Source organism: Rugamonas aquatica (genome assembly GCF_009380215.1).
Classification (GTDB): Bacteria; Pseudomonadota; Gammaproteobacteria; order Burkholderiales; family Burkholderiaceae_D; genus Rugamonas; species Rugamonas aquatica_B.
Genome location: NZ_WHUG01000005.1, coordinates 442,293 through 459,607, shown reverse-complemented (window position 1 = coordinate 459,607; position 17,315 = coordinate 442,293). Strand labels below are relative to the sequence as shown.

Sequence of the window (17,315 nt, the reverse complement as noted above, 5' to 3'; positions counted from 1 at the left end):
AGATGACTAAAGTTTTGCTGGCTTTGATTGCCGCGCTCCTTTTGTGCGCGGCAGCGCAGGCCGCAAGCCTGGAGTGCATCGTACCGTCCAAGCCGGGCGGCGCGATGGACCTCACTTGCAAGCTGGCGCAAAAGGGTTTGCAGGGCTTGCGCGGCACGCCGAAGCCGCCGCCGTCGGATATGCACATCAGCTATCTGCCGGGCGGCATCGGCGCGGTGGCCTGGCATTCGCTGGTGTCGCAGCGGCGCGCGGAACCGAACACGCTGGTGGCTTTTTCGGGCGGCTCGCTGCTTAATCTGGCGCAGGGCAAGTTCGGCAAGGCCAAGTCTTCCGATGTGCGCTGGGTGGCGGCGCTGGGCGCCGACTACGGCATGATCGCGGTGCGCGCCGATTCGCCCTACAAGACACTGGGCGAGCTGGTGGCGGCGCTGAAGGATCACCCGGAAAAAGTGCTGATCGGCGTCTCCGGCACCATCGGCAGCCAGGACTGGCTGAAGATGGCGATGGTGGTCAAGACCGCCGGCGTCGATCCCAAGGTGCTGCGCTTCGTGGCGCTGGAAGGCGGCGGCGAAGCCTTCACCGCGATGCACGCGAACTACGTGCAGGTGGTGTCCGGCGACGCCAGCGAGGCGACGCTGTACGCGGCGGGCGGCAATACACGGGTGCTGGCGATACTGGCCGAGCACCGCCTGCCGGGCGTGTTGGCCAATGTGCCGACGGCGCGCGAGCAGGGCATCGATGTGGTGTGGCCCATCATCCGCGGCGTATGGATGGGGCCACAGGTGTCGGATGCGGATTACCAGCACTGGGTGTCGAACTTCGACCGCGTGCTGGCCAGTCCTCAGTTTGCACAGATGCGCGCGGCGTCGGGCCTGTTCCCATTCGGACTGACCGGCGATGCGCTGGCAGCATATGTAAAAAAGGCCGTAGACGATTACGGCAGGCGCGCCGCCGAACTCGGTCTGGTGCGCTGAACACCAATATATCAATAACGACGGAGACAATTATGATGTTGAAAACCACCTTGGCCGCTGCATGCGCCACCCTGTTTGCCGGCGCGGCCTTTGCACAGGTTCCCGCCGGTTATCCCGCCGACTACCAGAAGATCATCGACGCCGCCAAGAAGGAAGGCAAGCTGGTGATGTACGGCGCCACCGACAGCAAGGCCACGCAGCCGCTGATCAAGGACTTCAACGCGCTGTACCCGGGCATCACCGTCGAATACAACGACATGAACTCCACCGAGGTGTACAACCGCTTCATCTCCGAAGTGGCGGCCGGCGGCAATACGGCCGACGCCATGTGGTCGTCCGCGATGGACCTGCAAATGCGCCTGGCCTCCGACGGCTACGCGCTCAAATACAAATCGGTTGAAGCGTCCAAGATCCCCGGCTGGGCGATCTGGGACGACCAGGCCTACGGCACCACGTTCGAGCCGGCCGCCATTGTCTATAACAAGCGCCTGGTGGACGCCAAGGAAGTGCCGCAGACGCACGCCGACTTCGCCAAGCTGATAACGCAGCCTAAATTCAAGGACAAGGTCACCACCTACGACATCGAGAAATCCGGCGTCGGCTTCATGTTCATGACCCAGGACGCGCGCGAGAATCCGAAGTTCCTGGAACTGGAAAACGCCTTCGGCGAAGCCAAGGTGCGCGTGCAGTCGTCCACCGGCACCATGATGGAGCGTATCTCCTCGGGCGAAAACCTGATCGGCTACAACGTGCTGGGTTCCTACGCGCTGGTGCGCGCCAAGGCCGATCCGTCGATCGGCGTGGTGCTGCCCAAGGATTACACGCTGATTATGTCGCGCGTCTTCTTCATCAACAAGGCCGCCAAGAACGTCAACGCCGCCAAGCTGTGGCTGGACTACATGCTGTCGCACCGCGGCCAGACCATCATCGCCAACGACTCCAAGCTGTTCGCGATCCGCGCCGACGTCACCGGCGAGACCACGTCGGCCGACTTGATCAAGCAGATCGGCAAGGACAACGTCAAGCCGGTGCCGGTCCATCCTATCGTGCTGCAGTTCCTGGGGCCGGCCAAGCGCATGGCCTTCCTCAAGCAGTGGAAAGAAACCGCAGGCAAGAAGTAATCGCTGACAGGCCAGCCCGCACGCCGCGCGCATTCGCCGCGCGCCGCGCGGGCCGCAACATCCCATCCGCCTCATCGGAAATACTATGCAAACTCTGACTCTCCCGGGCTCGGGCCGGCGCAGCATCAACTGGACGCGCGGCGTCGTGGTGACGCTGGCCGCCATCGCCATCTTCCTGCCGCTGCTGCTGATTTTCTACCAAAGCTTTTTGAACGCGCCGTTCTTCATGCCCGCCAAGGAGCTGGGGCTGGACGCCTACCGTTTTATTTTTGAAGACCCCGATTTCTCGGTGGCGTTCAAGAACGCCTTCCTGCTGGCCGCAGGCCTGACCGCCATCGCCGTGCCGCTGGGCGGCATGCTGGCCTTCCTGATGATACGCACCGACCTGCCGGGGCGCGGCTTCATTACGCCGATGCTGCTGGTGCCTATCTTCGTCTCGCCGATGGTGATGGGCTTCGGCTACGTGGTGTCGATGGGGCCTGTCGGCTTCTACTCGCTGTGGGCCAAGGACATCCTCGGCTTCATCCCGTGGAATATCTACTCCTTCACCAGCATCGTGGTGATCGCCGGTCTGACCCATGTGCCGCACGTCTATCTGTACGCCTCGTCCGCGCTGAAAAGCCTGGGCTCCGACGTCGAGGAAGCTGCGCGCGTCACCGGCGCCTCGCCGCTGCAGGTGATGTTCAACGTCTCGCTGCCGATGATTACGCCGGCGCTGGCCTATGCCGCCGTGCTGGTGTTCTTCCTCGGCTTCGAGGTGTTCGGCCTGGTGCTGGTGCTGGGCGATCCTGAAGGCCACCTGGTGCTGGCGACCTATCTGTACAAGCTGACCAACAAACTGGGCACGCCGTCCTACCACCTGATGGCCGCCGTCGCCGTCTGCCTGGTGATGGTGACGATGCCGCTGGTGATGATACAACGCTGGCTGCTCAAGTCGGCCAACAAGTTCGTCTCGATCAAGGGCAAGGGCGCGCGTTCCAAGGCCATGCCGCTCGGTAAATGGAAATGGCTGGCCTTCGCGCTGATCTTCGCCTGGCTGATGTTCACCATCATCATGCCGATGTCGGGCATCGTGCTGCGCTCCTTCGTGCAGTACTGGGGCGAGGGCGTCAACCTGCGCGACGTGCTGACCTTGCAGCACTTCCGCGAAATCATGGAGCAGCCGGCGCTGATGCGCGGCATCCTCAACACCATCCTGATCGGCGTGATCGGCGGCGCCTGCGCGGTGATCTGCTACTGCGCCATCGCGCTGGCCATGCACCGCAAGCCGGACGGCATCACCCGCTTCCTGGACTACAGCGTGCTGGTGCCGCGCGCCGTGCCTGGCTTGCTGGCCGGCCTGTCCTTCCTGTGGGTGTTCCTGTTCGTCCCAAGCTGGCTCGATGGCATGTTGAAGGGCATGGACAACGGCGTGGCGCTGTGGCTGAGCGAGCATGCGATACCGCTGCTGCGCTCCGTGCGCTCGACCATCTTCGCCCTGTGGCTGGCGTATTCGGTGGTGTGGCTGGCCTACGGCATGCGCCTGATCTCCACCGCGCTGCTGCAGGTGGGGCCGGAGTTGGAGGAAGCGGCGCGCGCGGTCGGCGCATCGCGCAGCCAGGTCACGCGTGATGTCACCGTGCCGCTGGTGAAGTATGGCCTGCTGGGCGCGTGGCTGATGGTGTTCCTGATCTTCGAACGTGAATATTCCACCGGCGTGTACCTGCTGTCGCCGGGCACCGAGGTGATAGGCGCGATGCTGGTGTCGTTGTGGGCCACCGGCTCCACCGACCTGGTGGCGGCGCTATCGTTCATCAATATTTCGCTGGTGGCCATCGGCCTGGGCGTCGCCCTGCGCTTTGGCGTGAAGCTGCATAACTAATAAAAAATTATGAAACGAGACCTCATCATGAATGAACTGACCGTCAACGACCTGCACCTGGACTACGGCACCGGCGCCCACGCCAACCAGATTCTGAAGGGCGTGTCCATGCACCTGCAAAAGGGCGAAGTGGTGGCGCTGCTCGGGCCTTCGGGCAGCGGCAAGACCACGCTGCTGCGCGCGGTGGCCGGTCTGGAAAGTCCGAAGCAGGGCACCATCGCCATCGGTGACCGCAATGTGTTCGACGGTGCGAAAAACTTCGAGATGGCGGCCGAGCACCGCAACCTGGGCCTGGTGTTCCAGTCGTATGCGCTGTGGCCGCACAAGACGGTGTTCGACAACGTCGCCTATGGCCTCAAGCTGCGCAAGATGGGCAGCAGCGAGATCAAGGACAAGGTCGCGGACGTGTTGAAGAACCTGGGCCTGGGCCATCTGGCCGAGCGCTTCCCGCACCAGCTGTCGGGCGGCCAGCAGCAGCGCGTGGCGATCGCGCGCGCGCTGGTGTACAACCCGCCGGTGATTTTGCTGGACGAGCCGTTGTCCAACCTGGACGCCAAGCTGCGCGAGGAAGCGCGCGCCTTCCTGCGTGAGCTGATCGTGCGACTGGGCCTGTCGGCGCTGATGGTCACGCACGACCAGGCCGAGGCGATGGCGATCTCGGACCGCATCCTCTTGCTCAACAACGGCAAGATCGAACAGCAAGGCACGCCGCAAAGCATGTACGAAACGCCGGACACGCTGTTCACCGCCGAATTCATGGGCAGTAACAACCGCCTGCCGGCCAAGGTGGTGCAGCGCGACGGCGCCAACGTCATGCTCGATATCGGCGGCGCAAAGCTGCAGGGCGTCGCGCGCGGCGTGGGCGGCGGCGAGCCGTCGACCATCATCCGCGTGGAGGAAGTGAAGGTCAGCGCCACGCCGGTGGAGAACGCGATCGAGCTGCCGCTGCTGACCTGCATGTACTTGGGCGACCGCTTCGAGTGCCTGTTCAAGAGCGAGGGCGGGCCGGAGATGAGCTTGCGCGCCTATTCCAAGCACAGGCTGGAGGCGGGCAAGTACTGGCTGCAACTGCCGGCCGACAAGCTCTGGGTGTTCTAACGAAAAAAAGCCGGCATCAGCCGGCTTTTTTTATGCGCTGCGGGGTAGCTTAGAAGCTGTAACGCACGCCGGCCGAGAACATGTCGGCTTTGATGTTGGCCGAACCGTCTTTGGCGACTTTGCCGAAGTTTTCGTATTCAGCAACGAAGCTTACTTGCTTGTTCAGCGCGAACGCTGCGCCGACGCTGATGTATGGCGTGGTGCGGTTTTCGGTGCCGGACTCGAAGGTATTGCCGTATTTGGCGGTCACTTTTTCGTGGGCGGTTGCAACGCCCAGTTTGCCGAACAGCGAGAACTGTTCGTTCAGTGGCAGGGTGCCGGTGGCGGCGACGTACAGAGCGGATGGCTTGGAGGCCAGCGTTGCGCCGTTGCCCGAAACCGATACTTCACGCAGGTCTGCGTAGCCGATTTCTGCGCCGAAATTCGTGTTGTAGTTGAAGCCGCCGACCAGCTTGTAAGCGGTGGTGCTTTCTTTGAACGATGCGATACCGACGTCCGCTTTTTGTTCGGCACGGCCGATGTTGCCGCCGACGTAGTAGCCTTCAGCCTGAACTGCCAGTGGAGCGGCCAGAGCTGCGATCATTGCGATCATGGTGATTTTTTTCATTGTGTTTCCTGTAGTGGCTAAATTGAGTGGCTAAAAAAGCGAAACGAAATGTCCGGCCAAAACCGGGCATTTCGTTTCGCAAGGGCAACATTATACAGTTTGGTACTAAATCCGGCAAGTCGTCTCAAACTAGCTTAATCATCCAGGCTCCAGACGTACTGCATCCTGGTCCAGGATTGCTGGGGTACGCCGTCCAGCGTGCCGGGCTTGAACTTGCACAGGCCCAGGCCGACCTGGGCGGCGCGGTCCAGGTCGCGGAAGCCGCTGGATTTCTCCACTTTCGAATCAGCCACGCGGCCATCGGTGCCGATCAGCAGGGCCAGGGTGACGGTGCCGGTGTCGCCGTTGCGCAGCGCGCTCTTCGGATAGTCCGGCTTGGCGCAGGCCTTGCTATCCACCACGGCCGCCACCAGCAGCGGCGCCGCCTTGACCACTGTTTTCTCGCCAGGTTCGGCGATCCCGGCCTGCGCCGGCCGGGCCGGCGGCTGATCCGTCAGCGGGTGCGCCGTCACTGGCGGCGGGTTGGTCGGCACCACCGGCGTTTCCATCTGCGGCACGAAGATATCCGGCGGAGCCAGCTTGGGCAGCGGCACGTCGGGCGGCAGCACTTTGGGCGGCGGCGGCACGGGCGCGGTCGGCATCAGGTCGATCACCGATTCCTTGACCTTGAACACAGTCAGCTTGGAGCCATGCAGGAAGGCGGCCAGCAGCGCCACGTGCAGAACGGCCACGACCGTCAGACCGGTGAGATTCTTTTTCTGGTGCATACAGTGCTCCTTGGTGGTGGTGAGTATTGCTATGTATTGGAAGTATACTATTCCATGTAATAGCAAAATAAAAGGAAATTTGAGGAATATTTTGCCCGGCACTAGTGTGTTATGCTTCCATCATCGGGTAGTAAATATTCCAGGAGGTAGTAGTGAAGAAAATACGGGTGATGCTGGCGGACGACCATCCGATCGTGATGACGGGCTTTGCGATGTCGCTGGAAGGGCAGGGGCTGGACGTGGTGGCGCAGGCGCGCACGCCGGAAGAGGCGGTGGCGCAGTACCGCGAGCACAGGCCGGACGTGGCCGTGCTCGACCTGCGCTTCGGCGAACAGCTGACCGGCCTGGACGCGGCCAAGCAGATCCTGGCGCACGCGCCGGACGCCGCCATCGTCTTCCTCAGCCAGTTCGACCAGGACAGCCTGATCAAGGAAACCTACCGTCTCGGCGGCCGCGCCTTCATGACCAAGGATTGCGATCCGGCCGATCTGGCTGCGGCCGTGCGCCGCGCCCACGACGGCGAGCTGTACTTCCTGCCGCATATCGCCGAGCGCCTGGCCAACCTGTCGGTGCGCGGCGATGCGTCGCCGCAGTCGCAGCTGGACGAGCGCGCGCTGGAAATCTTCACGCTGATGGCCGAAGGCCTGACCAACGCGGAGATCGCCGAGAAGCTCGATGTCTCCACCAAGACCATCAGCAACATCAGCCAGGCGGTGAAGGAGAAGCTGGGCGTGCACCGGCCGGCCTCCATCACGCGGCTGGCCGTCAAGCACGGATTGATCGAGCCGTAAGCGGATGCGACCCGGTATGCGCTTCGACTTCTGGCGCCACTGGAGCGTGCGCGCGCGGCTGCTGTGCGTCACCGTCATCCCGCTGGCCTATATGTTCTGCACCTTCGTCTGGTACGCCTATCATTCGCGGCTGTCCGAAGTGCGCGAGGAGATGGCCGAGCGCGGCCCGCTGGTGGCCAAGGTGCTGGCCGAGAGCAGTGAATTCAGCCTGGTGTCGCGCCGCTACGATGATCTGCGGCTGACCATCAACGGCCTGCTGCAATCGGACGCCAGCATCGACCGCATCGAAGTGCTGGACGCGCAACGGCATGAGCTGGTGCAGGCCTCGACCCGCGCACCGGGCCGGCCGGACGCCCGCTACTACGAGGCGCCCATCCTCAAGCGGCTGATGTTCGTCACCATGCTGGCGGCCGACGGCAAGCCCTATCTGAAGGACAAGCCGGCCGGCAGCAGCAGCGTCGCCGTCGAGACCATGGGCTATGTGCGGGTGACGATGTCGCCGTCGGCGCTGCTGGTCAAGCAGACGCGCCGCTTTTACGTCGAGCTGCTGGTGGCCAGTATGGGCTTGCTGGTGTGCGCGCTGCTGGCGTGGCAGCTGTCGCAGGGGCTGAACGAGTCGCTGCAGGCGTCGATGCACAAGCTGCGCGTGGCCGATGCCGAGAAGCGCCGCCTGATCCGCAAGGTCAACACCGCCGTCGAGGATGAGCGCAAGAGCATCGCGCTGGAGATCCATGATGAATTGAACGCGACGCTGATCGCCGCGCGGCTGGAGGCGCAGCGCATCGTCGACGTCAGCCCGGCGGGCGAGGTGCGCGAGCGCGCGCAGTCCATCATCACGCTGGCGCTGGGGCTCTACAACAGCGGCCGCACGCTGGTGCGCCGCCTGCGCCCCGAGGTGCTGGACATGCTGGGACTGGACGGCGCGGTGGAGGAGATGGTGCGCCACCACGACCGCGCCGGCTGCCGCATCACCTTCCAGGCCGAGGGAGATTTCACGCGGCTGGAAAACGGCATCGGCATCTCGGCCTACCGCATCATGCAGGAGGCGCTGTCCAACATCGCCAAGCACGCCCGCGCCACGCAGGCGACGGTGGCGCTGTCGCTGGACGCGCAAGGGCTGCGCATGGAGATCGCCGACAACGGCATCGGCTTCGACGCGGCCCTGGTTTCGCCCGGCATCGGCATCGTCGGCATGCGCGAGCGGGTGGCCGCATTCGACGGCCGCATCGAGGTCGCCACCGCCATCGGCGCCGGCACGCGCATCGTCATTTTCTTGCCATTCATGTAAAAATTTCCCTTTGAATGTAAACGATTCTCATTTACCATATTGAGTTTTTGAGAATAGGTCTCATTCATATTCGGCGACGGGGGAAGAGTAATGCGTATCAAAGTGATGGTGTTGGCATTGGCTGGAGCGACGGCGGCATGGCAGGCGGCGGCGGAGGAGCCGGTGCTGGAGCAGGTGGTGATTACCGGCGACAAGCTGCAACGCACGGAGCTGGACAGCAGTGCCAGCGTGGGCTCGCGCAACCGCCGTCAGATCGCCGAATCCGGCATCACCACGCTGGACGACGTGGCCACGCAGATGGCCAACGTCGGCACCGCGTCGGGCTTGTCGATACGCGGCATTAACGCCAACGGTCCGACCAGCGGTGGCGGCGGGCGCACCATCACGATCGTCGTGGACGGCGTGCCGCAGGATGGCTTCGGCCAGTCGATCGAGAACCTGAGCGTGTGGGACGCCGACCGCGTGGAAGTGCTGCGCGGTCCGCAGTCGACCAACCAGGGCCGCAACTCGCTGGCCGGCGCGGTGGTGATGAAGACCCGCGATCCGCAGGATGCGCGCGATTTCAGCTATCGCGTCAGCGCCGGCAACCAGAACGCCACCCGCGTGGCGCTGGCCGGCGGCGGCGCCATCGTCGAGCAGGTGCTGGCCGGCCGCGTCACGCTGGAACAGCGCCGCCGCGACGGCGACGTGTTCAATCCGACCCGCGACGACAAGCGCGAGAACCGCGACGACGGCCACACGCTGCGCGCCAAGCTGCGCGTGACGCCGTGGGGCGAGCGCTATCAGGCGCTGGTGACGCTGGTCGATGACGTGCAGGTGTCGGGCACCAGCGCGGTGGAGGCGGCGGCGCGGCCGGCGTCGGCACGCCAGAACCTGTCGAATGAATTGAACCAGGATCGCAACCACACCCGTTCGGCCGCGCTGGAGCAGACCTTCGCTGTCGGCGGCGCCAACGTCACGCTGCTGTCGACCTATGCACACAGCCGTTACGAGCGCGTGCAGGATTACGACAAGACGGAATTGAAGCAGGGCTTCCGCGCCGGCGAAAACGTCGACCGCCAGTGGACCCAGGAAGCGCGCGCCAACTTCGACACCACGCTGCTGGGCCATCCGCTCAAGGGCGTGGCCGGACTGTATTATTCGAGCCAGCATTACGGCGCCGATGACCTGTTCACGGTGCCGGTGTCCTACGTGCTGGGGCTGACCGGCCAGTGCCCGTCGCAGGCGGCCTGCGACACGGCCTACAGTGCGGAATTCATCAAGCGCGGCAACCTGGAAGAGCGCAGCACCAAGACCCGCGCCGCCTACACCGAGATGGACTACTCGATCAACAAACTGACGCTGACGGCCGGCGTGCGTTTCGACGGCGAGCGCCAGACCCGCATACTGACCGGCCACACCGCCGGCACGTCGCCGCTGGCGAACACGATCATCGGCCAGTTGATCGGCGCCGGTGCGTTCAGCCAGGACGGCGTGCAGAACCTGAACACCGACAACTCGGTATGGCTGCCTAAGCTGGGCCTGCGCTACGCGCTGGCGCCGGAGTGGATGGCGGGCCTGACGGCGCAGCGCGGCTACCGCACCGGCGGCGTCGATTACAGCTACCAGCGCGGCTCGCACGCCTACGGCCCGGAGTTCACCAAGAACTATGAGGCTTCGCTCAAGGGGGCGCTGGACAACGGCTTGATCGTGGCGCTGAACGCCTACCGTGTCGACTGGTCGGACCAGCAGGTCGATATCGGCCGCAACTCGCTCGACACCTACTTCATCAACGCCGGCAGCTCGCGCCTGAAAGGGCTGGAGGCGGAGGTGCGCGGCAAGGTGTCCAGGGATCTGGAGCTGTTCGGCGCGTTGGGCGTGGCGCGTTCGCGCTTCGTCAATTTCGTCGGACCGCAGGCCGACTACAGCGGCAAGGAGTTCTCCCGCTCGCCGCGCCAGACGCAGTCGGTGGGCTTCAGCTGGAAGCCGGGACGCTGGATGGTGAACGCGAACCTGGTGCACACCGGCGGCACCTACACCAGTCCGGAGAACGTCGACCGCAACGACGGCCACACCACGCTGGGCGGCAAGGCGTCGTACACGCTGGCCAATGGCGTGACGCTGTTCGCGTATGGCAGCAACCTGACCAACCGCACCTACATCACCAACAACCACCTGGACACGGTGACGGGACGCTACAACGTCACGCTGGGTAACGCGCGCCAGTTCGGCTTCGGCGCGCAGGGCAATATCTAAGGAGGCTGGCCATGAACTGGATCTGCATCGGCATCGCCGCCTTGGCGGCGCTGTGTTTGTACCTGGCGTCGCCGCACCAGAAGCTGTGGCCCGCTGCGTTGAAGTACGCCAGGCCGCTTAACTGGCTGGCGGCGCCGGTCAGCGCGGGCGCCATCGCCTCGGCGATGGAGTCATATGGCGGCTGGTGCGGTTTGTTCATTGCCATGTCCGGCTTCATGGCGGCGCTGGTGGCGCTGCCATATCTGGACGCCTGGCTGGGAGCGCGCCATGCTCGGTAAATCGACTGCGGCCGCGTTTCTCGGCTTGCCGCTGGCGGCTTTGATGGTGGGCTTCGTGGCGCTGCTCAGCGGCGACCAGGCGCGCACTACGCTGCCTTTGCTGCTGCTGTTCTTCCTGGTGTGGGTCGGTGTGATGACCGGCGCCTTCATGTTCCGCACCGGCCTGCGCGCCTGGTTGTGGATGGGCGGTGTGACGGTGGCCGGTTACGCGCTGCTGTATTTTCTGAAGGCCGGTGGCCTGGTCGGGGTGGCGGCATGAAGTCGTCCACCTTGCGCACCTATATCTCGGTGCATACCTGGGTGGGGCTGGTGGCTGGCTTCTGCCTGTTCATCGCCTTCTATGCGGGCGCCATCACTATTTTTCACGACGAGCTGCATGGCTGGGAGACGCCGGCCTCGCAGTCCGTTCCGCAGACGCCGCTGTCGCAAACGCAGCCGCTGATCGACGCCGTGCTGGCCGCGCATCCGAAGGCCAGTGAGAGCTTCTATGTGCGCCTGGCGTCGCCGGAGGAGCCGCGCACCACGCTGGAATGGGATGAGCGCAGTTTCCGCCTGGATGCGGCGGGCAAGCTGGAAGAGGTCAAGGAAGCGTCGCAGCTGGTGGATTTCATCTACCGGCTGCACTACACGGCGGGCCTGCCGCGCAGCTGGGGCATCTATGTGCTGGGCGTGGTCTGCGTGCTGTATGGGCTGGCGCTGGCGAGCGGCGTGATTATCTACGCGCCATCCTTCTTCAAGGACTTGTTCGCGCTGCGCATCGGCAGGAACATCAAGCGCATGTGGCAGGACGCGCACAACGCCATCGGCATCCTGTCGCTGCCGTTCCACCTGATGTACGCGTGGAGCAGCGCGGTGCTGGCGCTGGGCGTGCTGTTGCTGGCGCCGTTCCAGTACCTGATCTTCGACGGCAAATTGATCGACGTGATCGGGCCGGACATCTCGGCCGCCGCGCCGCCGCGCGTACCTGGCGCCGCTGCGCCGCTGGTGCCGGCCTCGCAGCTGATCGCGACGGCGCAGCGCGCCGCGCCGGGCATGGAGTTCACCACGCTGGTCTACAACCAGGCCGGCGGCGCCAACGCGCAGTTGCAGGCGTATGGCCGGATACAGCAGCACACGGTGGCCAGCATGGCGGCGGTGGTGCTGAACGCCAGCAGCGGCAAGGTGGAACGCGTGATGACGCCGGAGCACTTCAGTCCCGGCACGCGCTTCATGCGCAGCCTGCAGACGCTGCACTTTGCCAACTACGGCCATGCGGCGGTGCAGTGGACATACTTCGTGCTGGGCATGGCGGGCGCCTTCCTGTTCTACAGCGGGAACCTGTTGTGGATCGAAGCGCGCCGCAAGCGCAGCACGCTGGCGCAGCCGCGCAGCGGACGGCTGATGGCGCAGGCCACGCTGGGCGTATGCCTCGGCTGCATCGCGGGCGTGTCGACCGTGTTCCTGATGAATAAGCTGGCGCCGGGCGATGTGCCGCTGTGGGAGGAGCGCGGCTACTACGGCGTGTTCCTGCTGTGCGTAGCGTGGGCCTTTGCGCGTCCGCCGGCGCGCGCCGCGCACGAGCTGCTGATGCTGTGCGCCGGCCTGGCTGCGGCGGTGCCGCTGGCGCACTGGTACGGCAGCGGCGTCAATCCCGCGATGTCGCTGTTGAACGGTGACGGCGTGGCGGTGGGCGTCGCGCTGGTGGCGCTGCTGTTCGCCGCGCTGTACTGGAAGATGGCGCGCGCCGTGTTGAAGCGCGGCCTGCAAGGCGATGCTTACAGTGTATGGTCGCTGCGCGCACCGCCGGCCAGCGAGGCGGCGGCGCGGCAAGCCGCCTGAATTTGAGGTGCCGCTGCTGCCCTGGCCAGCGGCGGCGCGGAAGATATCCTGAATGCCTGGCTGGATTGATCTGCCGCTATCTTATTGCCCGTTGGCATGTTCGTGCAGAACGGCATGAGGTTATAATCCGCTCAATCTTTTCGTAACATCCACCAGAACGGATCCCGCACGATATGAGCCAGCCCAATCAGTTTTCCCTGTTGACGCAACGCCGCTTCGCGCCGTTTTTCTGGACCCAGTTCCTCGGCGCGTTCAACGACAACCTGTTCAAGACCGCGCTGGTGGTGATGCTGACCTTCGATGCGCTCAGCTGGACCACGCTGTCGCCATCGCTGATTACCAACCTGATCCCCGGCCTGTTCATCCTGCCCTATGTGCTGTTCTCGGCCACCGCCGGCCAGCTGGCCGACAAGTTCGAGAAGTCCGGCCTGACGCGCTTCGTCAAGTGGCTGGAGGTCGCCATCATGTGCATCGCCGGCGTCGGCTGGATGACGCACACCCTGTGGCTGCTGGTGACGGCGGTGGTCGGCATGGGCATCCACTCCACGCTGTTCGGCCCCGTCAAATACGCCTACCTGCCGCAGCAGCTCAAGCCCGATGAACTCATCGGCGGCAACGGCGTCACCGAGATGGGCACCTTCGTCGGCATCCTGCTGGGCGAGATCCTGGGCGCGGTGCTGGTGGTGCAGAAGCCGAACGGCATCGTCTTCGAAGCCGTCGCCACCATCGCCGTGGCGCTGCTTGGCCTGATCGCCAGCTACCGCATCCCCAACGCGCCGGCGCCGGTACCTGAACTTAAGGTGAGCTGGAACTTCGTCGGCGAATCGATCCGCAACATCAACTTCTCGCGCAAGAACCGCGTGGTGTTCCTGTCCATGCTGGGCAACTCGTGGTTCTGGTTCTACGGCGCGCTGGTGCTGGCGCAGTTCCCGGTGTACGCCAAGGATTACCTGCACGGCGACCACAGCGTGTTCGTGCTGCTGCTGACGGTGTTCTCGCTGGGCGTGGGCAGCGGCTCGCTGCTGTGCGAGCGCCTGTCCGGCCGCAAAGTGGAAATCGGCCTGGTGCCGTTCGGCTCCATCGGCCTGTCGCTGTTCGGCGCCGACCTGTACTTGTCCAGTAACGGCTTTGCCGCCGCCGCAAGCAGCGCCGCGCTGGCGGCCGGCCCGCATCTCGACGCCTTCGCGATGATGGCGCAGCACGGCATGTGGCGCATCCTGTTCGACGTGCTGATGATCGGCATGTTCGGCGGCTTCTTCATCGTGCCGCTGTTCGCGCTGATCCAGACCCGCTGCGATCCCGCCCACATGTCGCGCACCATCGCCGGCATGAACATCCTCAACGCGCTGTTCATGGTGGCGGCGGCCGGCCTGGCCATCGTGCTGCTGGGGCAGGGCTTCACGATTCCGCAGCTGTTCCTGGTGACGGCGCTGCTGAACGCGGTGGTGGCGGTGTACATCTTCTCGCTGGTGCCGGAGTTCCTGATGCGCTTCCTGGCGTGGATGCTGATCCACACCGTGCACCGCGTGCGCACCATCGACGCCGACCGCATTCCGGCCGAAGGCGCGGCGGTGCTGGTGTGTAACCACGTCAGCTATGTCGACGCCATCGTCATCGGCGCGGCCAGCCCGCGCCCGATCCGCTTCGTGATGGACCACCGCATCTTCAAGCTGCCGCTGCTGGGCTGGATCTTCCGCACCGCGCGCGCGATCCCGATCGCGCCGGCCAAGGAAGACCCGTGGCTGATGGAGAAGGCCTACGTCGACATCGCGCAGGCGCTGCACGAGGGCGACCTGGTATGCATCTTCCCCGAAGGCCGGCTGACCACCACCGGCGAGATCAATGAGTTCAAGGGCGGCGTGGCCAAGATCGTCGAGCGCACCAAGGTGCCGGTGATACCGATGGCGCTGCGCGGGCTGTGGGGCCATCTGCTGAGCCGCAGCGGCGAGAACGTGTTCGAGCGCGCCTTCCACACCGGCCTGCGTTCGCGCTTGGCGCTGGCGGTCGGCGAGCCGGTGGCGCCGCACGAGGTGACGCCGGAAGGTTTGAAGGAACGCGTGCTGGCGCTGCGTGGCGACTGGAAGTAGCGTTTACTTACGGGTGGTTACAAAGTAGTTATTTAAAGATATAAGTTTTCATTAGAATAAGCCGCTGTCTTACCAAGACATTGCACACTCTAGGGGAAACTATGCAAGCACAAAAAAAACTCATTACCGCACTGGCTGTCGCCGGCGCCTTGACACTGGCCGGCTGCGGCGGTGGAGACTTCATTCCCGTCCCGAAGCTGTTCCCGGACAACGGGACGCCGACGGCATCGACGGTGACGATTGACTTCAACAACGGCATCGACGGCTGGACCGCCGACGTCGCCGACTACACCGAACATGACCGGCCGACCGAAGTGGCGTCGGCCTGGAAGGATCTGCCGGCGCCCTTGAGCGGCAAGGGCTACTACCTGATTTCGCATAACAACAGCGACGACGTGCTGACCTACGTCAGGCGCCAGCTGGACGGCTTCGTGAAGAACGCGAAGTATCTCGTCACCTTCGAGATGCGCTACGCGACCGATGCGGCCACCGGCTGCATGGGCGTCGGCGGCTCGCGCGGCGAGAGCGTGTGGATGGTGGCGGCGGCCAGCTACGACTACATCAAGACCGTGCAGCAGCCGAACGGCAATTATCGCGTGAACGTGGACCGCGGCAACCAGGCCGCCTCCGGCCCGCAGGGCAAGGTGCTGGGCACGCAGGGCATCGAGGGGCTGAGCTGCTCCGGCGGCAAGTGGGCCAGCACCACGCGCAAGTCGAGCGAAGCGATCGAGGTCACCGCCGACAAGGATGGCCGCATCTGGATCATGCTGGGCACCGACTCCGGCTTCGAGGGCACCAACGCGCTCTACCTGCAGGGCGCCACCGTCAACATCAAGCCGCTCTGATACAGCGCCGCCGTCAGCGCGCCGCCTGCACCTGCTCGCGGTTCTGGCGCGCGCCGGCCAGGCGGATGATCTGCTCCAGCTCCACCGGCTTGACCAGGTGATGGTCGAAGCCCGCCTCGCCGGTGCGGCGGCGGGCGTCGTTCTGGCCCCAGCCGGTCAGCGCGATCATCAGGATGCGTTCCGTGCCGGGCCGCTGGCGTATCGCCCGCGCGGTTTCGTAGCCGTCCATGCCGGGCATGCCGAGGTCCATCACGATCACGTCCGGCATCGCCTCGGCCGTCGCCGCGATGGCGCTGGCGCCGTCGTACACGGCGCGCGCATCGAAGCCGTCGATCTCCAGCAGCGCCGCCAGCGAATCGGCGGCGTCGCGATTGTCGTCCACCACCAGCACCTGCATCTTGCGGCCATCGGCGCCGTTGGTGGCCGGCTGCAGCGAGGCCTCGCGCGCCGCGCTGCTGACCACCGGCAGGCGGATTTCGAATTCGCTGCCGTGCCCCGGGCCTTCGCTGTGCGCCTCCACCGAGCCGCCGTGCATCTCGGCGAACTGGCGCGCCAGGCTAAGGCCTATCCCCAGGCCGCTGGAGAATTGGCCTGAGACGGTTTTGCTTTGCTCGAACATGCGGAAGATGCGCGCGATCGCTTCCGCTTCCAGCCCGATGCCGCTGTCGCGCAGCGTCACCCGCAACTCGTCGCCGTTGCGCTCCGCGCGCACCACCACGTTGCCGCCCTGCGGCGTGAACTTGACCGCGTTCGACAGGATGTTGGCGAAGATCTGCACCACGCGCGCGTAGTCGGCATCGAGCATGATCTCTTCCGCCGGCAGCTGCCAGGCGATGTGGATGCGCTTGGCGTTGGCGGCTTGCAGACAAAGCTCGCTGACGTGGTTCATCACCGCGCTCAATGCGACGAGCTGGCGCTGCAGCTTGATCTTGCCGCTGGTGATGCGGGCCACGTCCAGCAGGTCGTCGACCAGCCGTGTCAGCAGCCGCACCTGGCGCTCCACCATGTCGCGGATGCGCGCCACCGGCGCCGCGTCGGGATACATATGGGTCAGCAGCGAGACCGAGGTGCGGATCGGCGCCAGCGGATTGCGCAGCTCGTGCCCCAGGCTGGCGAGGAATTCATCCTTGCGCCGCGCCGCCTCGCGCACCTGATACTGCTTTTTGCGCGCGCGCAGCGTCGCGTGCAGGGCGGTGATCAGCGCCAGCGAGCGCACCGGCCGCTCCATCAAACTCAGGTTGCCCAGGCCCGCCACGGCCTGGCGCACCGCCGACGAATCGGCGCCGCGATGGGTCAGCAGGATGATCGGCAGGTCCGACCAGTCGGGCTGGTGGGCGACGCATTCCAGCAGCAGCTTGTAGCCGCCTGGCGCCAGCGCTTCCTCCACCGTCAGCACGGCGCCCGCACCCAGCTCCAGCTGCGCCGCCAGCTCGGCCAGCGTGCGGCAGACATGGCTGTCGATCGACGCCATCGCCAGCACCTTGGCCGCCAGCGGCGCGTCCTGGCCGGTCGGGGCGTAGATCAGGATGCGCGTCTCCATCGCGC

At 64.9% G+C, this 17,315-nt stretch carries 15 protein-coding genes; 12 read left to right on the top strand and 3 right to left on the bottom strand.

Features of this window, described 5'->3' with window-relative positions; all coding sequences use genetic code 11:
* Window positions 1-2 precede the first annotated feature (2 nt).
* The 4 genes from GEV02_RS16005 (at window position 3) to GEV02_RS15990 (ending at window position 5,054) form a co-directional block, all read left to right on the top strand.
* Window positions 3-974, top strand: a complete 972-nt coding sequence (locus tag GEV02_RS16005) for a tripartite tricarboxylate transporter substrate binding protein (protein WP_152838923.1) — start codon at window positions 3-5, stop codon at window positions 972-974.
* A 32-nt stretch (window positions 975-1,006) separates the two neighbouring features.
* A complete protein-coding gene (locus GEV02_RS16000) occupies window positions 1,007-2,095 on the top strand; it encodes an ABC transporter substrate-binding protein (RefSeq protein ID WP_152838922.1) in 1,089 nt (362 codons plus the stop codon).
* 85 nt (window positions 2,096-2,180) lie between these two features.
* Window positions 2,181-3,956 (top strand): ABC transporter permease, encoded by a 1,776-nt coding sequence (locus GEV02_RS15995; protein ID WP_152838921.1) that lies wholly within the window; start codon window positions 2,181-2,183, stop codon window positions 3,954-3,956.
* 27 nt (window positions 3,957-3,983) lie between these two features.
* The gene (locus GEV02_RS15990) at window positions 3,984-5,054 is read left to right on the top strand and encodes an ABC transporter ATP-binding protein (RefSeq protein ID WP_152838920.1); all 1,071 of its coding nucleotides are present in this window, start codon (window positions 3,984-3,986) and stop codon (window positions 5,052-5,054) included.
* Between the two features lie 49 nt (window positions 5,055-5,103).
* Here GEV02_RS15990 and GEV02_RS15985 read toward each other — a convergent pair whose 3' ends face one another.
* Together GEV02_RS15985 and GEV02_RS15980 are read right to left on the bottom strand one after the other, a co-directional pair.
* Window positions 5,104-5,661 carry an outer membrane beta-barrel protein gene (locus GEV02_RS15985; protein WP_152838919.1) on the bottom strand — a complete coding sequence of 186 codons (558 nt, stop codon included), beginning with the start codon at window positions 5,659-5,661 and terminating at the stop codon, window positions 5,104-5,106.
* A 134-nt stretch (window positions 5,662-5,795) separates the two neighbouring features.
* Window positions 5,796-6,428, bottom strand: coding sequence for an energy transducer TonB (locus GEV02_RS15980; protein WP_152838918.1), 633 nt, complete (start codon window positions 6,426-6,428; stop codon window positions 5,796-5,798).
* A gap of 152 nt (window positions 6,429-6,580) precedes the next feature.
* Here GEV02_RS15980 and GEV02_RS15975 point away from each other — a divergent pair, with 152 nt between their 5' ends.
* From GEV02_RS15975 to GEV02_RS15940, 8 genes are all read left to right on the top strand, one after another.
* Window positions 6,581-7,219 carry a response regulator transcription factor gene (locus GEV02_RS15975; protein ID WP_328595826.1) on the top strand — a complete coding sequence of 213 codons (639 nt, stop codon included), beginning with the start codon at window positions 6,581-6,583 and terminating at the stop codon, window positions 7,217-7,219.
* A gap of 16 nt (window positions 7,220-7,235) precedes the next feature.
* The gene (locus GEV02_RS15970) at window positions 7,236-8,507 is read left to right on the top strand and encodes a sensor histidine kinase (protein WP_152838917.1); all 1,272 of its coding nucleotides are present in this window, start codon (window positions 7,236-7,238) and stop codon (window positions 8,505-8,507) included.
* 90 nt (window positions 8,508-8,597) lie between these two features.
* Window positions 8,598-10,742, top strand: coding sequence for a TonB-dependent receptor (locus GEV02_RS15965; RefSeq protein ID WP_152838916.1), 2,145 nt, complete (start codon window positions 8,598-8,600; stop codon window positions 10,740-10,742).
* 11 nt (window positions 10,743-10,753) lie between these two features.
* The gene (locus GEV02_RS15960) at window positions 10,754-11,020 is read left to right on the top strand and encodes a hypothetical protein (protein ID WP_008450782.1); all 267 of its coding nucleotides are present in this window, start codon (window positions 10,754-10,756) and stop codon (window positions 11,018-11,020) included.
* Window positions 11,010-11,279 (top strand): hypothetical protein, encoded by a 270-nt coding sequence (locus GEV02_RS15955; protein WP_152838915.1) that lies wholly within the window; start codon window positions 11,010-11,012, stop codon window positions 11,277-11,279. Before GEV02_RS15960 ends, GEV02_RS15955 begins: the two co-directional genes overlap by 11 nt.
* Window positions 11,276-12,838 carry a PepSY-associated TM helix domain-containing protein gene (locus tag GEV02_RS15950; RefSeq protein ID WP_152838914.1) on the top strand — a complete coding sequence of 521 codons (1,563 nt, stop codon included), beginning with the start codon at window positions 11,276-11,278 and terminating at the stop codon, window positions 12,836-12,838. The genes GEV02_RS15955 and GEV02_RS15950 overlap by 4 nt, the downstream gene beginning before the upstream one ends.
* 173 nt (window positions 12,839-13,011) lie before the next feature.
* Window positions 13,012-14,925, top strand: coding sequence for an MFS transporter (locus GEV02_RS15945; RefSeq protein ID WP_152838913.1), 1,914 nt, complete (start codon window positions 13,012-13,014; stop codon window positions 14,923-14,925).
* A 101-nt stretch (window positions 14,926-15,026) separates the two neighbouring features.
* Window positions 15,027-15,770 (top strand): hypothetical protein, encoded by a 744-nt coding sequence (locus GEV02_RS15940; protein ID WP_235922792.1) that lies wholly within the window; start codon window positions 15,027-15,029, stop codon window positions 15,768-15,770.
* Between the two features lie 13 nt (window positions 15,771-15,783).
* Here the strand turns inward: GEV02_RS15940 and GEV02_RS15935 are convergent, their stop codons facing one another.
* Window positions 15,784-17,310 (bottom strand): hybrid sensor histidine kinase/response regulator, encoded by a 1,527-nt coding sequence (locus GEV02_RS15935; RefSeq protein ID WP_152838912.1) that lies wholly within the window; start codon window positions 17,308-17,310, stop codon window positions 15,784-15,786.
* Window positions 17,311-17,315: the final 5 nt, after the last annotated feature.

Excerpts from the sequence above, each read along its gene's own strand:
- GEV02_RS15970 (WP_152838917.1), top strand. The coding sequence starts at position 7,236 with ATGCGCTTCGACTTCTGGCGCCACTGGAGCGTGCGCGCGCGGCTGCTG.
- GEV02_RS15965 (WP_152838916.1), top strand. The coding sequence starts at position 8,598 with ATGCGTATCAAAGTGATGGTGTTGGCATTGGCTGGAGCGACGGCGGCA.
- GEV02_RS15995 (WP_152838921.1), top strand. The coding sequence starts at position 2,181 with ATGCAAACTCTGACTCTCCCGGGCTCGGGCCGGCGCAGCATCAACTGG.
- GEV02_RS16005 (WP_152838923.1), top strand. The coding sequence starts at position 3 with ATGACTAAAGTTTTGCTGGCTTTGATTGCCGCGCTCCTTTTGTGCGCG.
- GEV02_RS15960 (WP_008450782.1), top strand. The coding sequence starts at position 10,754 with ATGAACTGGATCTGCATCGGCATCGCCGCCTTGGCGGCGCTGTGTTTG.
- GEV02_RS15945 (WP_152838913.1), top strand. The coding sequence starts at position 13,012 with ATGAGCCAGCCCAATCAGTTTTCCCTGTTGACGCAACGCCGCTTCGCG.
- GEV02_RS15935 (WP_152838912.1), bottom strand. The coding sequence starts at position 17,310 with ATGGAGACGCGCATCCTGATCTACGCCCCGACCGGCCAGGACGCGCCG.
- GEV02_RS16000 (WP_152838922.1), top strand. The coding sequence starts at position 1,007 with ATGATGTTGAAAACCACCTTGGCCGCTGCATGCGCCACCCTGTTTGCC.
- GEV02_RS15940 (WP_235922792.1), top strand. The coding sequence starts at position 15,027 with ATGCAAGCACAAAAAAAACTCATTACCGCACTGGCTGTCGCCGGCGCC.
- GEV02_RS15985 (WP_152838919.1), bottom strand. The coding sequence starts at position 5,661 with ATGAAAAAAATCACCATGATCGCAATGATCGCAGCTCTGGCCGCTCCA.
- GEV02_RS15955 (WP_152838915.1), top strand. The coding sequence starts at position 11,010 with ATGCTCGGTAAATCGACTGCGGCCGCGTTTCTCGGCTTGCCGCTGGCG.
- GEV02_RS15990 (WP_152838920.1), top strand. The coding sequence starts at position 3,984 with ATGAATGAACTGACCGTCAACGACCTGCACCTGGACTACGGCACCGGC.
- GEV02_RS15950 (WP_152838914.1), top strand. The coding sequence starts at position 11,276 with ATGAAGTCGTCCACCTTGCGCACCTATATCTCGGTGCATACCTGGGTG.
- GEV02_RS15980 (WP_152838918.1), bottom strand. The coding sequence starts at position 6,428 with ATGCACCAGAAAAAGAATCTCACCGGTCTGACGGTCGTGGCCGTTCTG.